The organism is Microbacterium sp. ZW T5_56, from assembly GCF_044987425.1.
Lineage (GTDB): Bacteria > Actinomycetota > Actinomycetes > Actinomycetales > Microbacteriaceae > Microbacterium.
On sequence record NZ_JBJDRI010000085.1, the window covers coordinates 1 to 506 of the forward strand.

The window sequence follows — 506 nt, forward strand, 5'->3', positions numbered from 1 at the left end:
TCCGAGCAGAGGCTCGCCGATTCCGGCGACCACCTTGATGACCTCGGTCGCCATGAGCGAGCCGATCGCCGTGCACAGGCTCGGCAGCACGCCACCGAGCTCGCAGGAGAGCGCCTCGTCAGCGGGGGGCGGAGCGGGGAAGAGGTCGCGGAAGGTCGGTCCGCGTCCCTTCCAGGCGATGCCGACCTGGCCGTGGAACCGGAGGATCGATCCCCACACGAGAGGCTTGCCGGCGAGCTCTGCGGCGTCGTTCGCGAGGTAGCGCGTGGCGAAGTTGTCGCTGCCGTCGACGAGCAGATCGTAGTCGGCGAGCAGCCGCGGCAGATTCTCGGCGCTGACGCGCTCGCGATGGGGGACGACGGCGATCGCGGGGTCGATCGCCGTCACCGTCTCAGCGAGCGAATCGACCTTGGCCCGACCGACATCGGCCGTTCCGTGGCTGAGCTGGCGGTGCAGGTTCGAGAGCTCGACGACGTCGTCGTCGGCGCTGCCGATCGTGCCGACAC

At 69.8% G+C, this 506-nt stretch carries 1 protein-coding gene; it reads right to left on the reverse strand.

Features of this window, described 5'->3' with window-relative positions:
* Positions 1 to 506 (reverse strand): HesA/MoeB/ThiF family protein (locus ACI3KU_RS19015; protein WP_404923900.1); only part of this gene is annotated, 506 nt, incomplete at both ends.